Genomic DNA, 14858 nt, shown 5'->3' on the forward strand with positions numbered 1-14858 from the left:
CCCGAGGAGCACCGTGAGCGCAGGCAACGGCATCACCGACCACCACGCGACCGAGCACCACGTCGCCCAGTACGACTCGGCGTTCGTCGACCCGGGGCACGGCCACTCGCGCGCCGGCTGGGTCAGCGTGCTCGTCATGCTCGTCGCGATCTCGTTCGGCACCCTCTTCTTCGTGCTCGACCAGCCGATGCTGGTGTGGGCGAGCGCCGGACTGCTGCTCGTCGGCATCATCCTGTGGCCGATCCTCAAGAAGGCCGGCTTCGGGCCGAAGGACCACTGAGCGTGCTCGACGCGCTCACCGCGGGCGCGCTCGAGGATGCCGCTCGGCGGCGCGAGTCGCTGCCGACCGACCGGCTGGAGGCGATGGCGCTCCAGTCGCGCACGCCGCTCGACGCCGTCACCATCCTCGCGACGCCCAAGCCCGACTCGGCAGGCCCCCACATCATCGCCGAGGTGAAGCGGGCGAGCCCCTCGAAGGGCGCGCTCGCCGACATCCCCGAGCCCGCCGTGCTCGCCGCCGCCTACCAGGCGGGCGGCGCCAGCGCCATCAGCGTGCTCACCGAGGAGCGCCGGTTCCTCGGGTCGCTCGACGACCTGCGCGCCGTGCGCGCCGAGGTGACGATCCCGGTGCTGCGCAAGGACTTCATCGCCGACGAGTACCAGCTGCTCGAGGCGCGCGCGTTCGGCGCCGACATCGTGCTGCTGATCGTCGCCTCGCTGGCGCCCGCGCGGCTCGTCGAGCTGCACCGGTTCGCCACGAGCCTCGGCCTGTCGGTGCTGGTCGAGGTGCACGACGAGCGCGAGATCGACGCGGCGCTCGACGCCGAGGCGCGCATCCTGGGCGTCAACACCCGCGACCTGAAGACCTTCACGATGCACCCGGAGCGCTTCGCCGAGCTGCGCGCCCGCATCCCGGCCGGCACGGTCGCGGTCGCCGAGTCCGGTGTGCGCTCGGTGGCCGACGTCGCACGGTACCGGCAGGACGGGGCGGATGCGGTGCTCGTCGGGGAGGCGCTGGTCACCGACGGCGACCCACGGTCGCGCGTCGCGGAGTTCGGGAGGGCATCATGACCGAGGCACAGGCACAGGCACAGCCGCTGCGCGAGCAGCACGGCCCCTGGTTCGGCGAGTTCGGCGGGGTGTTCATGCCCGAGCCGCTGATGGCCGCGATCGACGAGCTGACCGCCTGCTACGAGGCGTGCAAGGTCGATCCGGAGTTCCAGGCCGAGTTCCAGCGACTGTCGCGCGAGTACACGGGGCGGCCCTCGCTGCTCACCGACGCCACGCGACTGAGCGCGCAGGCGGGCGCGCGCATCCTGCTCAAGCGCGAGGACCTGAACCACACCGGCAGCCACAAGATCAACAACGTGCTCGGTCAGGCGCTCGTCGCGCAGCGGCTGGGCAAGACGCGCCTGATCGCCGAGACCGGCGCCGGCCAGCACGGCGTCGCGACCGCCACCGCTGCGGCGCTGTTCGGCATGGAGTGCGTGGTCTACATGGGCGAGGTCGACACCGAGCGCCAGGCGCTCAACGTCGCCCGCATGCGCCTGCTCGGCGCGACCGTCGTGCCGGTGAAGACCGGCTCCCGCACCCTCAAGGACGCCATCAACGAGGGCCTGCGCGACTGGGTCGCGAACGTCGACTCCACGCACTACCTGATGGGCACCGTCGCCGGCCCGCACCCGTTCCCCGAGATGGTGCGCGACTTCCACCGCGCCATCGGCGAGGAGGCGCGCGAGCAGACGATCGCGCTCACCGGCGGCCTCCCCGACGCGGTGCTCGCGTGCGTGGGCGGCGGCTCCAACGCGATGGGCATCTTCCACGCATTCCTCGACGACGCCGACGTGCGCCTGATCGGCCTCGAGGCCGCCGGCGACGGCGCCGACACCGAGCGCCACGCGCTGTCGATCGAGCGCGGTGCGCCGGGCCTCCTGCACGGCATGCGCACCTACCTGCTGCAGGACGTCGACGGCCAGACGCTCGAGTCGCACTCGATCTCCGCCGGCCTCGACTACCCCGGCGTCGGGCCCGAGCACGCCTGGCTGCACGACATCGGCCGCGCCGAGTACCAGCCGGTGAGCGACGCGGAGGCGATGGATGCGTTCCTGGCGCTGACCCGCACGGAGGGCATCATCCCCGCCATCGAGTCGGCGCACGCGATCGCGGGCGCGCTGCGCCTGGCGAAGGAGCGGCCCGGATCCACCATCCTCGTCTCGCTCTCCGGGCGCGGCGACAAGGACGTGGCGACCGCGGGCCGCTGGTTCGACCTGCTCGACGAGGGAGCGCAGCAGCTGTGAGCAGGATCACCACCGCCGAGGCCATCCGCGCCAGCGGCAACCGCGCCCTGATCGGCTACCTGCCGGTCGGCTTCCCCGACCTCGACACGAGCGTCGAGGCGGCGGTCGCGATCGCCGAGGCTGGCTGCACCGCGCTCGAGATCGGCGTGCCCTACTCCGACCCGGGCCTCGACGGCCCCGTCATCCAGGCGGCGACGCAGGGCGTGCTCGACCGCGGCTTCACGCTCGACCACCTCTTCGAGGCGGTCGCCCGCATCACCGCGCGCACCGAGGTGCCGGTGCTGGTGATGACCTACTGGAACCCGGTGCTGCGGCACGGCGTCGACCGCTTCGCCGAGCGCCTCGCCGCCGCGGGCGGCGCGGGCCTCATCACGCCCGACCTCACGCCCGAGAACGCCGCCGAGTGGCTCGAGGCCGCCGAGCGGCACGGGCTCGACCGCGTCTTCCTGGCCGCGCCGTCGTCCTCCGACGCCCGCCTCGATGCCGCCATCGACGCATCCCGCGGCTTCGTGTACACGGTCTCGACCATGGGCACCACCGGCGCCCGCAGCGACGTCGACCAGGCCGCGCGCGGGCTGTCGGAGCGCATCGCCGCGCGCGCCGCCGCCACCGGCAGCGAGGCGCTGCGATGCGTCGGCCTCGGCATCTCGACTCCCGAGCAGGTGCGCGACGTCCTCACCTACGCCGACGGCGCCATCGTCGGCTCGGCGCTCGTCCGCGCGCTCGGCGCAGGCGGGGTCGACGCCGTGCGCGCGCTCGCCGCGTCGCTCGCCACAGGTACACTCGACGGCGGCCCGGCTTCTCCGGATGCCGCACCCCCCGCAGAGAAGGGCGCGCCCGCGTGACCGTGTTCCAGAGCATCCCGAGCCCCGCCCCCGAATGGCAGCAGGTGCCGCTCGGCCAGTGGCTCGACGCGCTCGGCATCCTGCCGTTCGTGCAGGGCTCGTTCCTCGGCGCCGTCGTCTTCGCACTGGTGCTGGGCATCGTGATCGCCGTCGTGGTGCTGCTGGTCACCGCCGTCTCCGGCCGGCTGAACCGCGGTGCGATCGGCTGGACGCTGATCGGCTCGGTCGGCTTCGCCCTGCTGCTCGCCTTCGTGCTCCGCTCGGTGACCCCCGCATGGGGCATCCAGACCTACGCGCTGTGCATCCTGGCCGGCATCGTGGTCGCCTCGGTGCTCACCGGCTGGCGCCTGCGCCAGCGGGGCGTCGACGCCGGCTACGTGATCGACATCGCCGTCTGGGCCGTGCTGCTCGGCATCGTCGCCGCCCGCATCTTCCACGTGGTGACGCACCCCGACGACTACTTCGGCCCGGGCCGCGATCCGATGACGGCGCTCTACGTCTGGGAGGGCGGCATCGCCATCTTCGGCGCCCTCATCGGCGGCGCCGTCGGCGTCTGGATCGGCTGCCGGCAGACGGGGCTGCGCTTCAGCACCTTCGCCGACGCGCTCGCGCCCGGCCTGCTGCTCGCGCAGGCGTTCGGCCGCTTCGGCAACTGGTTCAACCACGAGCTGTTCGGCCAGCCGACCACGCTGCCCTGGGGCCTCGAGATCGAGGCGACGAACCCGGCGTTCCCGGTGGGCCTGCCCGAGGGCACGCTGTTCCACCCCACGTTCGCGTACGAGATCATCTGGAACGTCCTCGGCGCCGCCGTGCTCCTCTGGATCGACCGCAAGCGCGACGTGCAGTGGGGCCGCCTGGTGGCGCTCTACCTGGTCTGGTACGGCCTGGGCCGCTCGGTCTTCGAGACGATCCGCCTCGACCCGTCCGAGCTGCTGCTCGGCATCCGCACGAACGTCTGGATGGCCTTCCTCGCGATCGCGCTCGGCGTGGTCGTCTGGGTGATCCAGACCCGCCGGCACCCCGGCCTCGAGCCGTCGCCCTGGCAGCCCGGGCGTCAGCCGGGTGCTGAGGAGGGCGTAGACTCTGAGGTCTACACCGAGCTCCCCGAGTCCCGCACCAAGGACGAGGACGAGTCCGCCGCAGAACCCGCGGCCGCGACCAGATGAGGATTGCGCGCTCCTGAGCGCGCTGCGGGCCGATGGCGTCCCGCTCCGACCGCAGAACACAGCACAGGAGCATGATGCGCACCATCAGCGATCTCTCGAACGGGGCCTTCACCTCGCGGGGCCTCGGCCTGCCGCAGGCGTCAGGGATGTACGACCCCAGACATGAGCGGGACTCCTGCGGGTTGGCGATGGTCGCCACCACCCGCGGAACAGCAGGCCACGACATCGTCGCGCTCGCGCTCGATGCGCTGCGCAACCTCGAGCACCGCGGTGCGGTCGGCTCCGACGCCGGCACCGGCGACGGTGCGGGCATCCTGACGCAGATGCCGGATGCGTTCCTCCGGTCGGTCGTCGACTTCGACCTCCCCGAGGCGGGCGCCTACGCCGCCGGCCTCGCGTTCCTGCCGCTCGACGCGGCCGAGCGCCACGCGGTGCAGGAGCGCGTCTGGGAGATCGCCGGCCAGGAGCGCCTGCGGGTGCTCGGATGGCGCGAGGTACCCACCGTGCCCGACGCGCTCGGCAAGCTCGCCCGCGAGGCGATGCCCTCCATCCACCAGCTCTTCGTCGCCTCCGCCAACGCGCTGGCCACCGGCATCGAGCTCGACCGCCTCACCTGGCGCCTGCGCAAGCGCATCGAGCGCGAGGTCGGCGAGTACCTGCCGTCGCTGTCGAGCCGCACCATCACCTACAAGGGCATGGTGACGACGCTCCAGCTCGAGCCGTTCTACCCCGACCTCTCGGACGACCGCTTCGAGACGAAGCTCGCGATCGTCCACTCCCGCTACTCGACGAACACGTTCCCGTCGTGGCCGCTCGCGCAGCCGCTGCGCATGATCGCCCACAACGGCGAGATCAACACCGTCGAGGGCAACCGCAACTGGATGCGCGCGCGCGAGTCGCAGCTGGCCAGCGAGCTGCTGGGCGACCTGCGCCCGCTGCGCCCGATCGTCACGCCGGGCATGAGCGACTCCGCCTCCTTCGACGAGGTGCTCGAGCTGCTGACGCTCGCGGGCCGCTCGTTGCCGCACGCGATCATGATGATGGTGCCGCAGGCGTGGGAGAACCAGCCCGACATGCCGCAGGACCTGCGCGACTTCGCCGAGTACCACTCGCTGCTGATGGAGCCGTGGGACGGCCCGGCGGCGATCAGCTTCACCGACGGCAGCCTGGTGGGGGCGACGCTCGACCGCAACGGGCTGCGCCCGGGCCGCTGGCTCGAGACCGACGATGGCCTCTTCGTGCTCGCCAGCGAGACCGGCGTGCTGCCGATCGAGCCGAGCCGGGTCGTGCGCCGCGGGCGCCTGCAGCCGGGCCGGCTGTTCCTCATCGACACCGAGGCGGGCCGCTTCGTGCCCGACGAGGAGGTCAAGCAGGAGCTGGCCGACATGGAGCCCTGGGGGGAGTGGCTCGAGTCGAGCCGCATCCACCTCGCCGACCTGCCCGACCGCGAGCACGTCGCCCACACCGCGGCCTCCGTGACGCGCCGCCAGCGCACCTTCGGCTACACCGAGGAGGAGGTGCGGGTCCTCATCGCCCCGATGGCGAAGACCGCCGCCGAGCCGCTCGGCGCGATGGGCAGCGACACCCCCATCGCGGTGCTCGCCGAGCGCCCGCGGCTGCTGTTCGACTACTTCACGCAGGCGTTCGCGCAGGTCACCAACCCGCCGCTCGACTCGCTGCGCGAGGCGATCGTGACGAGCATGTCGATGGGCGTCGGTCCGGTGCGCAACCTGCTCACCGCCACGCCCTCCCACGCGAGCCAGATCATCCTCGACTTCCCGGTCATCGACAACGACCAGCTCGCGAAGATCCGCTCGATCGACCGCACGCCCGGCTCCCGCCGCACCGTGGTCGTGAAGGGCCTGTACCGCGTCGACGCCGGTCCCGAGGCGATGGAGCGCCGGCTCGAGGCGATGTGCGCCGAGGTCGACGAGGCGATCGCCGAGGGCGCGCAGTTCATCGTGCTCTCCGACCGCGACTCGACCGACCAGCTGGCGCCCATCCCGACCCTGCTGATGACGAGCGCCGTCCACCACCACCTGATCAAGGCATCCACCCGGATGCGGGCGGGCATCGTCGTGGAGGCGGGCGACGTGCGCGAGGTGCACCACGTGGCGCTCCTGATCGGCTACGGCGCGAGCGCCGTGAACCCGTACCTGGCGATGGAGACCGCCGAGCGGCTCGCCCTCACCGGCGAGCTGGGCGCCGACGTCGACACCGCGGTGCGCAACCTCATCAAGGCGCTCGGCAAGGGGGTGACGAAGATCATGTCGAAGATGGGCATCTCGACCGTCGGCTCCTACGGCGGCGCGCAGGCGTTCGAGGCGATCGGCCTCTCGCAGGATCTCGTCGACCGCTACTTCACCGGCACGCACTCGCCGCTCGGCGGCGTCGGGCTCGACGTGATCGCCGAGGAGAACCGGCTGCGCCACCGCGCCGCGTACCCCGACGAGCGGGCACCGCTCGCCCACGAACGGCTCGCCACGGGCGGCGAGTACCAGTGGCGCCGCGACGGCGCCCCGCACCTGTTCAACCCCGAGACGGTGTTCAAGCTGCAGCACTCGACCCGCACCGGTCGCTACGACGTGTTCCGCGAGTACACGAAGCTCGTCGACGACCAGGCCGAGGAGCTGAAGACGCTGCGCGGGCTCATCGGTCTGCGCGACGTCGAGCCGATCCCCATCGACGAGGTGGAGCCGGTCTCCGAGATCGTCAAGCGCTTCTCGACCGGGGCGATGAGCTACGGCTCCATCTCGCGCGAGGCGCACGAGACGCTCGCCATCGCCATGAACCGGCTGGGCGCGAAGTCGAACACCGGTGAGGGCGGCGAGGACGCCGACCGGCTGCTCGACCCCGAGCGCCGCAGCGCGATCAAGCAGGTGGCCTCCGGCCGGTTCGGCGTCACGAGCATGTACCTGACGCACGCCGACGACCTGCAGATCAAGATGGCGCAGGGCGCGAAGCCCGGCGAGGGCGGCCAGCTGCCGCCGGGCAAGGTCTACCCGTGGGTGGCCTCGACCCGGCACGCGACGCCCGGCGTGGGCCTCATCTCGCCGCCGCCGCACCACGACATCTACTCGATCGAGGATCTCAAGCAGCTCATCTTCGACCTGAAGCGCTCGAACCCGAGGGCGCGCGTGCACGTGAAGCTCGTCTCGCAGTCGGGCATCGGCGCGGTCGCGGCGGGCGTGGCGAAGGCGAAGGCCGACGTCGTGCTCGTCTCGGGCCACGACGGCGGCACCGGCGCGAGCCCGCTGAACTCGCTGAAGCATGCGGGCACCCCCTGGGAGATCGGCCTCGCCGAGACCCAGCACACGCTGATGATGAACGGCCTGCGGGAGCGCGTGAGCGTGCAGGTCGACGGGCAGCTGAAGACCGGCCGCGACGTCATCGTCGGCGCCCTGCTGGGGGCCGAGGAGTTCGGCTTCGCGACGGCGCCGCTGGTGGTCTCCGGCTGCATCATGATGCGCGTCTGCCACCTCGACACCTGCCCGGTGGGCGTCGCGACGCAGAACCCGGTGCTGCGGGAGCGCTTCACCGGCAAGCCCGAGTTCGTCGTGCAGTTCTTCGAGTTCATCGCCCAGGAGGTGCGCGAGCTGCTCGCGCGGCTGGGCCTGCGCTCGATCGACGAAGCCATCGGCCGCAGCGACCTGCTCGAGATCGACCGCGCCATCCAGCACTGGAAGGCCGACGGGCTCGACCTGGCACCCGTGCTCACCCGCCCCGAGGGCGCGCAGGGGCAGCCGCGCCGCACCACCGAGCAGGACCACGAGCTCGAGCAGCAGCTCGACTGGACGCTGCTGCCGCAGCTCGAGCAGGCGCTCCAGGCGGGGGAGCGGCTCGTGCTCGAGCTCGACATCGCCAACACCGACCGCGCCGTCGGCACCATGCTCGGCAATGCCGTCACGCTGCGCGCCGGGGCCGAGGGCCTCGCGCCGGGCACGATCGACCTGACGCTGCGCGGCTCCGCCGGGCAGTCGCTGGGCGCGTTCGTGCCGCGGGGCATCGCCCTGCACCTCGAGGGCGACGCCAACGACTACGTCGGCAAGGGGCTCAGCGGCGGCATCGTCACCGTGCGGCCGGCGGCCGACGCGGCGCTCGTCGCCGAGCGCAACGTGATCGCCGGCAACGTGATCGGCTACGGCGCGACCAGCGGCGAGCTCTACCTGCGCGGCATCGTGGGCGAGCGGTTCCTGGTGCGCAACTCCGGCGCCACCGCCGTCTGCGAGGGCGCGGGAGACCACGCCCTCGAGTACATGACCGGCGGCATCGCGGTCGTGCTCGGCAAGACGGGCCGCAACCTCGGCGCCGGCATGTCCGGCGGCATCGCCTACCTGCTCGACCTCGACGAGCGGCTCCTGAACCAGGACTCGTTCCACCAGGGCGAGCTGCGCGTCGAGCAGCTGCGCGAGGAGGACGAGATCGAGCTCCGCGCGATCCTCGCCCGCCACGTCGAGCTGACCGGCTCGCCCGTCGCGCAGGAGCTGCTCGACGGCGACCTGTCGCGCATCTCGAAGCTCGTGCCGCGCGACTGGGCGATGGTGCGCGAGATCCGCCTGGACGCCCAGGCACAGGGGGTCGACCCCGATTCCGACAACATCTGGCGGCAGATCCTGGAGGTGACCGGTGGCTGATCCTCGTGGATTCCTGAAGGTGACGGAGCGCGAGCTCCCCAAGAAGCGTCCCGTGCCGGTGCGCATCCTCGACTGGCGCGAGATCGGCGAGCCGGGCGACAAGGCCGTGCTCCGGAGGCAGGCCGGCCGCTGCATGGACTGCGGTGTGCCCTTCTGCCACCAGGGCTGCCCGCTCGGCAACCTCATCCCCGAGTTCAACGACCTCACCTGGAAGGGCGAGGGGCGGGCGGCGAGCGACCGCCTGCACGCGACGAACAACTTCCCCGAGCTCACCGGGCGGCTCTGCCCGGCGCCCTGCGAGTCGTCGTGCGTGCTCGGCATCAACCAGCCGGCGGTGACGATCAAGTCGGTCGAGCAGTCGATCGCCGACGACGCGTTCGCCAATGGCTGGACCGAGCCCCACCCGCCGGCCCGCCTCACAGGCAAGACGGTCGCGGTGGTCGGGTCGGGCCCGGCGGGCCTCGCGGCCGCGCAGCAGCTCACGCGCGCCGGCCACACCGTGGTCGTCTACGAGCGCGACGACCGCATCGGCGGCCTGGTGCGCTACGGCATCCCCGACTTCAAGCTCGAGAAGCAGCGCATCGACGCGCGCCTGGCGCAGATGCAGGCCGAGGGCACGCGCTTCCGCGCCGGCATGGAGGTCGGCCGCGACATCACCTGGGAGCAGCTGCGCGACCGCTTCGACGCGATCGTCGTCGCCACCGGCGCCCCGGAGGCGCGCGAGCTCGAGATCCCGGGCCGCGAGCTCGACGGCGTGCACCTGGCGATGGAGTACCTGGTGCAGCAGAACCGGGCGGTCGCGGGCACCCTGCCCGCCAACCAGATCAGCGCCCAGGGCAAGCACGTGGTGGTGCTCGGCGGCGGCGACACCGGCGCCGACTGCATCGGCACCGCGCACCGCCAGGGGGCGCTGTCGGTGACCAACCTGGCGATCGGCGTGCAGCCGCCGTCGGAGCGCCCCGAGCACCAGCCCTGGCCCGTGCACCCGAACGTCTTCGAGGTGCAGACGAGCCACGAGGAGGGCGGCGACCGCAAGTACCTCGTCTCCACCGTCGCGCTGCTCGCGAACGGCGCCGGCGAGGTGCGCGCCCTGCAGGTCGCCGACACCGAGATCGTCGACGGCGTGCGCCGACCTGCGGCCGGCACCGAGCGCGAGATCCCCGCCGACCTGGTGCTGCTGGCGCTGGGCTTCACGGGGGCGGATGCGTCGATCGGCCAGGCGCTCGAGGTCCCGTTCGAGCGCGGCCTGCCGCAGCGGCGGCCCGACTTCTCGACCGAGCAGCCGGGCGTCTTCGTCGCCGGCGACGCCGGTCGCGGCGCCTCGCTCATCGTGTGGGCGATCGCGGAGGGCCGCGCCGCGGCCGCTGCCGTCGACGCCTACCTCGAGGGCGAGACCTCGCTGCCGTCGCCGGTGCGCGCCACCGACCGGCCCTTCGCCGCGTAGAGCCACGCCCCCTCCTCGCGGGTGTCTGCGAGGATGGGGGTGCCCGCGCCGTTGCACCCAGGCGGCACGAACATGGAAGCGAGCAATCGATGAGACGAGCCAAGATCGTCGCGACGTTCGGGCCGGCACTCGCCGGCTATGAGATGACCAGGGCCGCGATCGCGGCCGGCATCAACGTCGCACGCATGAACCTCAGCCACGGAGACCGCAGCGTTCACGAGGAGGTGTACGCGAACATCCGCCGGGCCTCCGACGAGCTCGGCAAGCCGGTCGGCATCCTGGTCGACCTGCAGGGCCCGAAGATTCGGCTCGGCAAGCTCGCGAACGGCCCTCACGAGCTCGTCGAGGGGGCGCGCTTCACGATCACCACCGATGACATCGAGGGCGACGGCGAGCGCGCCAGCACCACGTTCACGGGCCTCCCGGCCGACGTGAAGCCGGGCGACCCGCTGCTGATCGACGACGGCCGCATCACCCTGAAGGCCGTCGAGGTCACCCCGACCGACGTGATCACCGAGGTCGTCATCGGCGGGCCGGTGAGCAGCAACAAGGGCATCAACCTGCCCGGCGTGGCCGTCAACGTGCCCGCGATGAGCGAGAAGGACGAGTCCGACCTGCGCTGGGCGCTCGACCTCGGCGCCGACATCATCGCGCTGTCGTTCGTGCGCGACGCCAAGGACATCGAGCGCGTGCACGCGATCATGGACGAGGAGGGGCGCCGCCTGCCGGTGGTCGCGAAGATCGAGAAGCCGCAGGCGGTCGAGAACCTGTCCGACATCATCGACGCGTTCGACGCGATCATGGTCGCGCGCGGCGACCTCGGCGTCGAGCTGCCGCTCGAGCAGGTGCCGCTCGTGCAGAAGCGTGCGATCGAGCTGGCCCGACGGTGGGCGAAGCCCGTCATCGTGGCGACGCAGGTGCTCGAGTCGATGATCGAGAACTCCCGCCCGACGCGCGCGGAGGCGAGCGACTGCGCCAACGCGATCCTCGACGGCGCAGATGCGGTGATGCTCTCGGGCGAGACCAGCGTCGGCAAGCACCCGATCGTCACGATCGAGACGATGGCGCGCATCGTCGAGGCTGCGGAGGAGCAGGGCCTCGGCCGCATCCCCCCGCTCGGCACGAAGCCGCGCACGCAGGGCGGCGCAGTGACGCTCGCCGCGCTCGAGGTGGCCGACTTCGTCGACGCCGCCGCGATCGTGGTGTTCACCGAATCGGGCGACTCGGCACGCCGCATGTCGCGGCTGCGCTCGAAGATCCCGATGTTCGGCTTCACGCCCGACCCCGAGGTCGAGTGCCGCATGCAGATGGTGTGGGGCATGAACACCCACCTCGTCGACCGCGTCACGCACACCGACGAGATGATCGCGCAGGTCGACGACGTGCTGATCGGCAAGAAGCTGGTGCCCGTCGGCAAGAAGGTGGTCGTGATCTCGGGCATGCCGCCCGGCACGTCCGGCTCGACGAACGACCTGCGCATCCACACGGTGGGCGACGTGCACGCCGAGGCGGTGCCGGCGTACCACGGCCTGCGCCGCATCCAGGTGCCGCACCCGTCGGCGCCGCACCCCGCTGACGCCTAGTCCCGGCGTCACGACGACGACGGCCCGTCCTCTTCCGAGGGCGGGCCGTCGTGCTGTACCGGTGATGGGACTCGAACCCACACTCCTCGCGGAAGCGCAGTTTGAGTGCGCCGCGTCTGCCAATTCCGCCACACCGGCTCGGGCCGCGGACCGAGGTCCGGTCGACCGAAGACTAGGCTAGTGGTCATGACCGATGATCTCTTCGCTGAGCCCATGACCGACACGGCTCCTGCCGAGAGCACCACCAGGGCGCGCACCGTGCTGGTCGCCGAGGACGAGTCGCTCATCCGCCTCGACATCGTCGAGACGCTGCAGGCGGCGGGCTACGACGTGATCGGCGAGGCCGGCGACGGCGAGCGCGCCGTCGAGCTGGCGACCGAGCTCGTGCCCGACCTGATCGTCATGGACGTCAAGATGCCCAAGATGGACGGCATCACCGCAGCCGAGAAGATCGGTGCCCTGAAGCTGGCGCCCGTCGTGCTGCTGACGGCGTTCAGCCAGAAGGAGCTCGTGGAGCGCGCCGGCGAGGCGGGCGCCATGGCCTACGTGGTCAAGCCCTTCACGCAGAACGACCTGCTGCCGGCGATCGAGATCGCCCTGGCGCGCTGGGATCAGATCCGCGCGCTCGAGTCGGAGGTCGGCGACCTCGTCGAGCGCTTCGAGACGCGCAAGCTCGTCGACCGCGCGAAGGGCCTGCTGAACCAGCGCATGGGCCTCGCCGAGCCCGAGGCGTTCCGCTGGATCCAGAAGGCCTCGATGGACCGTCGCCTCACGATGGCCGAGGTCGCGCAGGCCGTCATCGAGCAGCTCGACCCCAAGAAGAAGTAGCCCCCGCCTGAGTGGCGCCTCCCGCACCTGACTGGCGCCTCCCGCACCTGAGTGGCGCCTCCCGCACCTGAGTGGCGCCTCCCGCACCTGAGTGGCGCCTCCCGCACCTGAGTGGCGCCTCCCGCACCTGAGTGGCGCCTCCCGCACCTGAGTGGCGCCTCCCGCACCTGAGTGGCGCCTCCCGCACCTGAGTGGCGCCTCCCGCACCTGAGTGGCGCCTCCCGCACCTGACTGGCGCCTCCCGCAGGTGAGTGGCGGCTCCCGCAGGTGAGTGGTGGCTCCCGCAGGTGAGTGGGTGAGCGACACGTCTCGGCGCCTGACGAGCGGTTCTCCACAGCAACGCCCTTCTCGACGGCCACATCCCGGCAACATCGCCGACGATGCCGCGCATGGATTCACCACACGGCTTCACCGTCCGCGCTGGCCTCGACCGCGGGTACACCGCTTCGGAGCTCCGCTCCATGGCCTTCACCTCGCCGGCTCGCGGGGCGCGCATCACGGCAGCCATCGGCGACCGGGCGCAGGCGCTCCTCGAAGCGGTCTGCGTCCTCGCCATGGACGACCAGTTCTTCTCGCACTCCACTGCGGCGCGCATCCATGGCATGCCCTTGCCCGCGCGCCTCGAGACCGAAGGGCGGGTCCACCTCGCATCGCCGACCGGCCGCGCACGCATGCAACGCCCGGGCGTCGTGGGCCACCGCCTCAAGTCCCAGACCGTCGTGGTCGACGGCCTGCTGGTCGAAGCCCGCGCAGACACGTTCGTGCACCTCTCGGCGATGCTGACGGTCGAGGAGCTCGTCACGATCGGCGACTGGCTCGTGTCGCCCAAGCGTCGGGCGCCGCTGTCGGTCGACGACCTGACGGATGCGCTGCGGCGCTACAACGGGGCACGCGGGCTTCACCGCGCGAGGCGTGCGCTGGCACTGGTCAGGGTCGGCTCGGAGTCGCCGCGGGAGACGCTGGTGCGGCTGCTCGTCATCGGCTCGCTGCCCGAGCCGACGCTGCAGCACGAGGTCTTCGACGAATCGGGGACCTTCGTCGCGCGGCTCGACCTGAGTTGGCCGAAGCTCAAGCTCGGCGTGGAGTACGACGGCGAGCACCACACCGAGCCGGCGCAACGAGCGCGGGATCAGGTTCGGCTCGAGCGACTTCGTGCCCTGGGCTGGCACATCATCACGGTCACCAAGCACGATCTGGAGGACGGCGGCGAGCGACTGCTCGCAGAGATCGTGGCCGGGCACCGTCGCTACACCTCGTGGACCGCCGCCTGAGCCAGGTCGACTCTTGCGGCGGGAGGCGCCGCTCAGACGCGGGAGGCGCCAGTCAGGTGCGGCAGGCGCCAGTCAGGTGCGGGAGGCGCCAGTCAGGGGCCGGAGGCGCCAGTCAGGTGCGGGAGGCGCCAGTCAGGGGCCGGAGGCGCCAGTCAGGTGCGGGAGGCGCCAGTCAGGGGCCGGAGGCGCCAGTCAGGTGCGGGAGGCGCCAGTCAGGGGCCGGAGGCGCCAGTCAGGTGCGGGAGGCGCCAGTCAGGGGCCGGAGGCGCCAGTCAGGTGCGGGAGGCGCCAGTCAGGTGCGGGAGGCGCCACTCAGCGGTGGGCGCGTCAGCGCGACTTGATGAAGTTCGTGATGCGGATGGTCGAGGCGCGGCGGCCCTCGTCGTCGGTGCAGACGACCTCGTGCACGGTCATGGACCGCCCGAGGTGGATCGCCGTGCACTCTGCCGTCACCCATCCGCTCTGGATCGACCGCGTGTGGGTGGCGTTCAGATCGGTGCCGACCGCGTAGCGGCCCTCGCCGGCATGGATGTTGGCGCTCACCGAGCCGAGCGTCTCGGCGATCACGCAGTACGCGCCGCCGTGCACGTAGCCGACCGGCTGCTTGTTGCCCTCCGCGGGCATGCGCGCGATCGAGTGCTCGGCCGAGAGCTTCACGAACTCGATGCCCATCCGATCGGCGAGCTGGCCGCCCGACCGCCCTGCGCGCTGCTCCGGCGAGGCACGGGTCGCGTCGTCGGGCTCGCGGGCCGCATCGGGCTCTGTGGGCAGCGTCATCGTGGCTCCGTGG

The 14858-nt window shown here is 71.9% G+C and carries 11 protein-coding genes and 1 tRNA gene; 10 read left to right on the forward strand and 2 right to left on the reverse strand.

Annotation, left to right across the window (positions count from 1 at the left end; translation table 11 throughout):
- Positions 1-13 precede the first annotated feature (13 nt).
- From Q9250_RS03980 to pyk, 8 genes are all read left to right on the forward strand, one after another.
- Positions 14-280 (forward strand): DUF6704 family protein, encoded by a 267-nt coding sequence (locus tag Q9250_RS03980; protein ID WP_422665070.1) that lies wholly within the window; start codon positions 14-16, stop codon positions 278-280.
- Between the two features lie 2 nt (positions 281-282).
- The gene (gene trpC / locus Q9250_RS03985) at positions 283-1071 is read left to right on the forward strand and encodes an indole-3-glycerol phosphate synthase TrpC (RefSeq protein ID WP_306233301.1); all 789 of its coding nucleotides are present in this window, start codon (positions 283-285) and stop codon (positions 1069-1071) included.
- Entirely contained in the window at positions 1068-2297 is a 1230-nt protein-coding gene (trpB, locus tag Q9250_RS03990) for a tryptophan synthase subunit beta (protein WP_306233302.1), read from the forward strand. The genes trpC and trpB overlap by 4 nt, the downstream gene beginning before the upstream one ends.
- Positions 2294-3142, forward strand: coding sequence for a tryptophan synthase subunit alpha (trpA, locus tag Q9250_RS03995; RefSeq protein ID WP_306233303.1), 849 nt, complete (start codon positions 2294-2296; stop codon positions 3140-3142). The genes trpB and trpA overlap by 4 nt, the downstream gene beginning before the upstream one ends.
- Before the next feature lie 236 nt (positions 3143-3378).
- On the forward strand, positions 3379-4308 hold the full coding sequence (gene lgt, locus Q9250_RS04000; protein WP_306233898.1) for a prolipoprotein diacylglyceryl transferase: 930 nt from the start codon (positions 3379-3381) through the stop codon (positions 4306-4308).
- Between the two features lie 71 nt (positions 4309-4379).
- Positions 4380-8942, forward strand: a complete 4563-nt coding sequence (gene gltB / locus Q9250_RS04005; protein ID WP_422665071.1) for a glutamate synthase large subunit — start codon at positions 4380-4382, stop codon at positions 8940-8942.
- Positions 8935-10386, forward strand: coding sequence for a glutamate synthase subunit beta (locus Q9250_RS04010; protein ID WP_306233304.1), 1452 nt, complete (start codon positions 8935-8937; stop codon positions 10384-10386). Before gltB ends, Q9250_RS04010 begins: the two co-directional genes overlap by 8 nt.
- Before the next feature lie 89 nt (positions 10387-10475).
- Positions 10476-11969 carry a pyruvate kinase gene (pyk, locus tag Q9250_RS04015; protein WP_306233305.1) on the forward strand — a complete coding sequence of 498 codons (1494 nt, stop codon included), beginning with the start codon at positions 10476-10478 and terminating at the stop codon, positions 11967-11969.
- A 56-nt stretch (positions 11970-12025) separates the two neighbouring features.
- Here the strand turns inward: pyk and Q9250_RS04020 are convergent.
- Positions 12026-12107 (reverse strand) — tRNA-Leu (locus Q9250_RS04020).
- 75 nt (positions 12108-12182) lie between these two features.
- On the opposite strand from Q9250_RS04020, the gene Q9250_RS04025 reads away from it, so the two are divergent.
- Positions 12183-12797, forward strand: a complete 615-nt coding sequence (locus tag Q9250_RS04025) for an ANTAR domain-containing response regulator (RefSeq protein WP_306233900.1) — start codon at positions 12183-12185, stop codon at positions 12795-12797.
- A 389-nt stretch (positions 12798-13186) separates the two neighbouring features.
- Positions 13187-14068 (forward strand): endonuclease domain-containing protein, encoded by an 882-nt coding sequence (locus tag Q9250_RS04030; protein ID WP_306233307.1) that lies wholly within the window; start codon positions 13187-13189, stop codon positions 14066-14068.
- Positions 14069-14395: 327 nt separating this feature from the next.
- On the opposite strand, the gene Q9250_RS04035 is transcribed toward Q9250_RS04030, so the two are convergent.
- Positions 14396-14845: a PaaI family thioesterase gene (locus Q9250_RS04035; protein WP_422665072.1), complete on the reverse strand. Its 450-nt coding sequence runs from the start codon at positions 14843-14845 to the stop codon at positions 14396-14398.
- Between the last annotated feature and the right edge of the window lie 13 nt (positions 14846-14858).

It is taken from the genome of Agrococcus beijingensis (assembly GCF_030758955.1).
GTDB classification, from domain to species: domain Bacteria; phylum Actinomycetota; class Actinomycetes; order Actinomycetales; family Microbacteriaceae; genus Agrococcus; species Agrococcus beijingensis.